The following is a 3,813-nucleotide window of genomic DNA, read 5'->3' on the forward strand; positions in this document are numbered from 1 at the left end:
AGGTCGTATTCGCTGCGGCGGGGATGATCGAGGATGGTCTGGTAGATCGTCGGGGCGCCGGGCAGGATGCTGATCTTCTCGCTGCTGACCAATGCGAGGGTGTCGTCGATGTTGAAGACGGACACCGGCACGATCGTCGCACCGTTCAACAGGCAGACCAGGATTCCGGCCTTGTACCCGAAGGTGTGGAAGAACGGGCTGATGATGAGGAAGTTGTCGTCGGCGGTGACCTCGGCGCATTCACCCCACGACTTGGCGACAGCGATGGACTGACGATGCGCGGTGATCGCACCCTTGCTGCGCCCCGTGGTGCCGGAGGTGAAGAGGATGTCGCTGACGTCGTCTGGCTGCACCTTCGCAGCACGCGCGTCGGCTTCGGTGCGGGCGGCGTCGGTGGCGAGCGCGAGGAAGTCCTCGAACTCGATGACGCCGTCACGGTCGTCGTCCCCGTCGATCGGTACCTGGATGACGGTGGGGATCCTCAGGTCCGGATTGGCGTCGAGCAACTGCTGGTACCGGTCGGCCTTGAGGAACGTGCCGACGACCACCAGGGCAGCTGCGTCGACGCGCTCGATGATGTCGAGTGCTTCGGTGCCGGTGTAGCGCGTGTTGATCGGGATGATGGCTGCGCCGGCGTACTGAGCGCCGAGCAGGGCGATCACCCAGTGGTACGTGTTGGGCGCCCAGATGACGACGCGGTCGCCTGCCTTCACCCCACGGTTGATCAGTGCGCCGGCGAAATCGCGGACGCGCTGATGTAGCTGTGCGAAGGTCAGTCGGGTGTCGCCATCGGCGATAGCCGCGCGCTCACCGAACTCCTCGGCGGCCCGGATGAGGGCTGATGGGATGGTTCTCGGTTGTTCGGTCACTGGACTCCTACCTGACACGCTACCTAGCAAGTGCTTGGTAGGTTATCTTACATATGTGGACCAGAGCGAGAGCCCGGACGGGCAGATGACGGACGACGAGTTTGCGGCCACGGTCGCGCAGTGGTTGGCCGAGAACTTGACGGGCAAATTCGCCCAGCTCAAGGGTAAGGGCGGCCCCGGCAGTGAGCACGAGTTCTTCGAGCAACGACTCGAGTGGGACAAGCACCTCGCAGCGTCGGGGTGGACGTGCCTCGGGTGGCCGAAGGAGTTCGGCGGGCGGGGAGCAAGCATCTCCCAGCAGGTCATCTTCCATCAGGAGTACGCGAAGGCCGGTGCGCCCGCTCGCGTCAGCCACATCGGTGAAGAGCTGCTCGGCCCGACGCTGATCGCGTACGGCACCGACGAGCAGAAGCGCCGATTCCTTCCTGGCATCAACACGGTCAGTGAACTGTGGTCGCAGGGCTACTCCGAGCCCGGCGCCGGTTCCGACCTCGCGAACGTCTCCACGACCGCACGCCTCGAAGGCGGCAAGTGGATCATCAACGGCCAGAAGGTGTGGACCTCACTGGCTCACGTCGCGCAGTGGTGCTTCGTGGTCTGCCGCACCGAGGTGGGCTCCAAGCGTCACCAGGGGTTGAGCTTCCTGCTTGTCCCGTTGGATCAGCCCGGTGTGACAGTTCGGCCCATTCAGCAGCTCACCGGCACATCGGAGTTCAACGAGGTCTTCTTCGACGACGCCGTCACCGATGCCGATCTGGTGGTCGGGGAACCCGGCGAGGGCTGGAAGATCGCGATGGGGCTGCTCACCTTCGAGCGCGGTGTATCCACGCTCGGACAGCAGATCGGATTTGCCCGCGAGCTCCAAGGCGTCGTCGACCTGGCGAAAGCCAATGGCAGTGACCAGGATCCGCACATTCGTGAAAAGATCGCCCGCGCGTGGGTCGGACTGCGCGTGATGCGCGCCCACGCGATGCGTACTCTCGACGCGGTCGACGCCGGAACCGGTGGCGGAGAAGCGTCCGTCGCAAAACTGTTGTGGGCCAACTGGCATCGTGATCTGGGACAGCTGGCGATGGACGTGCAGGGTGCGTCGTCGTTGGTTGCACCGTGGGCGGATTCCGAAGGCAATGCCTCGGACATCACCGATCCCGAGCACCTCGAGCTCGACGAATGGCAACGCCTCTTCCTCTTCACCCGCGCCGACACGATTTACGGCGGCTCCAACGAAATTCAGCGCAACATCATTTCCGAGCGCGTGCTCGGTCTTCCCCGAGAGGCCCGTTAATGTCTGACACCAAAGCCGCGTCCCCGCTTTCCGTTGCGCCGGAGGAAACCCCGGGCCACGGACTGCTCGCGGGCAAGAAGGCGATCATCACCGCCGCAGCCGGAACCGGCATCGGTTTCTCCACTGCGCGCAGGGTGCTTCTCGAGGGCGGCGACGTTCTCGTCTCCGACTTCCACGAGCGTCGACTCGGCGAGACGGTGGAGAAGCTGAAGGCCGAATTCCCCGGTCAGCAGGTCGAATCGATCATCTGCGATGTATCGAGCACCGAGCAGGTCGACGCGTTGTTCGTCGGCGCCGCCGAGAAGTTGGGACGTATCGACATCGTCGTCAACAACGCGGGCCTTGGCGGTGAAACTCCCGTCGTCGACATGACGGACGATCAGTGGGATCGCGTTCTCGACATCACCCTCAACAGCACCTTCCGTTCGACGCGCGCCGCCCTGCGGTACTTCAAGAGCGTTCCCCACGGCGGTGTTCTGGTGAACAACGCGTCCGTTCTCGGTTGGCGCGCGCAGCATTCCCAGGCGCACTACGCCGCAGCCAAGGCCGGCGTCATGGCGCTGACTCGGTGCAGCGCCATCGAAGCAGCGGAGTACGGAGTCCGTATCAACGCGGTCTCGCCTTCCATTGCGCGTCACGCGTTCCTGGCGAAGGTCACCAGTGAGGAACTGCTCGACCAGTTGGCTTCCGGTGAGGCCTACGGCCGCGCCGCGGAGGTCTGGGAGATCGCAACGGTCATCGCGATGCTCGCCAGCGATTACTCCACCTACATGACCGGCGAGATCGTCTCCGTTTCTTCGCAGAGGGCCTAGCGTCCCCGTGCGCGGTTAAGGAGCCCCTGGACTCGCTGACCGCGCACAGGGGAAGGCCCTGGATAGGATTGAATACATGACGCCACCTCGAAATTCCGACGAATCAAACGGCAAGTCCGGGCGCCGCGACGAGCTGCTCGAGATCGCGGCGGGGCTCTTCGCCGATCGCGGAGTGCGCGCGACGACCGTCCGCGACATCGCCGACGCCGCCGGGATCCTGTCCGGCAGCCTGTATCACCATTTCGATTCCAAGGAGTCGATGGTCGACGAGATCCTGCACCAGTTCCTCGACGAACTCTTCGGAAAATACCGCGAGATCGTCGCGGCGGGGTTGGACAGTCGCGCGACGCTCGAAGCACTGGTCGTGACGTCGTACGAGGCCATCGACGCCTCACATTCGGCTGTGGCGATCTACCAGGACGAGGTCAAGCACCTCGTCGGGAACGAGCGCTTCGCTTACCTGGCCGAGCGCAACACCGAATTCCGGGACCTGTGGGTCGGCGTCCTCGAAGCCGGCGTCGCGGACGGGACCTTCCGCTCCGACATCGACGTCGAATTGGTCTTCCGCTTCATGCGCGACACCGTGTGGGTCGCGGTTCGCTGGTACCGCCCTGGTGGATCCCTCTCGGCTCACGCCGTCGCGGCTCAATATCTCGCGATCGTGCTCGACGGGCTCTCCGATCCGGCCACAACTTCAGACGCTATTGCTGAATCAACTTCAAGAACTATTGCTGCACAACGAAACTAGGAGCTAACGCTATGTCCGAGGTTTACATCGTCGACGCCATTCGCACACCGATCGGCAAGAGGGGCGGCGCGCTGTCCGGCGTGCACCCCATCGATCTCG

The 3,813-nt window shown here is 63.9% G+C and carries 4 protein-coding genes; 3 read left to right on the top strand and 1 reads right to left on the bottom strand.

Annotated elements, in window-relative coordinates:
• A partial coding sequence (locus tag A2J01_RS07875; protein ID WP_156519208.1) for an AMP-binding protein occupies nucleotides 1–869 on the bottom strand: 869 nt, incomplete at its 3' end.
• A gap of 55 nt (nucleotides 870–924) precedes the next feature.
• Here A2J01_RS07875 and A2J01_RS07880 point away from each other — a divergent pair.
• The 3 genes from A2J01_RS07880 (at nucleotide 925) to A2J01_RS07890 (ending at nucleotide 3,714) form a co-directional block, all read left to right on the top strand.
• The gene (locus tag A2J01_RS07880; RefSeq protein ID WP_064112454.1) at nucleotides 925–2,154 is read left to right on the top strand and encodes an acyl-CoA dehydrogenase family protein; all 1,230 of its coding nucleotides are present in this window, start codon (nucleotides 925–927) and stop codon (nucleotides 2,152–2,154) included.
• Nucleotides 2,154–2,966, top strand: a complete 813-nt coding sequence (locus A2J01_RS07885; RefSeq protein WP_003945582.1) for an SDR family oxidoreductase — start codon at nucleotides 2,154–2,156, stop codon at nucleotides 2,964–2,966. Before A2J01_RS07880 ends, A2J01_RS07885 begins: the two co-directional genes overlap by 1 nt.
• Nucleotides 2,967–3,042: 76 nt before the next feature.
• Nucleotides 3,043–3,714: a TetR/AcrR family transcriptional regulator gene (locus A2J01_RS07890; RefSeq protein ID WP_003945807.1), complete on the top strand. Its 672-nt coding sequence runs from the start codon at nucleotides 3,043–3,045 to the stop codon at nucleotides 3,712–3,714.
• The last annotated feature ends 99 nt before the right edge of the window (nucleotides 3,715–3,813 follow it).

This window comes from Rhodococcus sp. EPR-134, assembly GCF_001647205.1.
Classification (GTDB): Bacteria; Actinomycetota; Actinomycetes; order Mycobacteriales; family Mycobacteriaceae; genus Rhodococcus_F; species Rhodococcus_F qingshengii.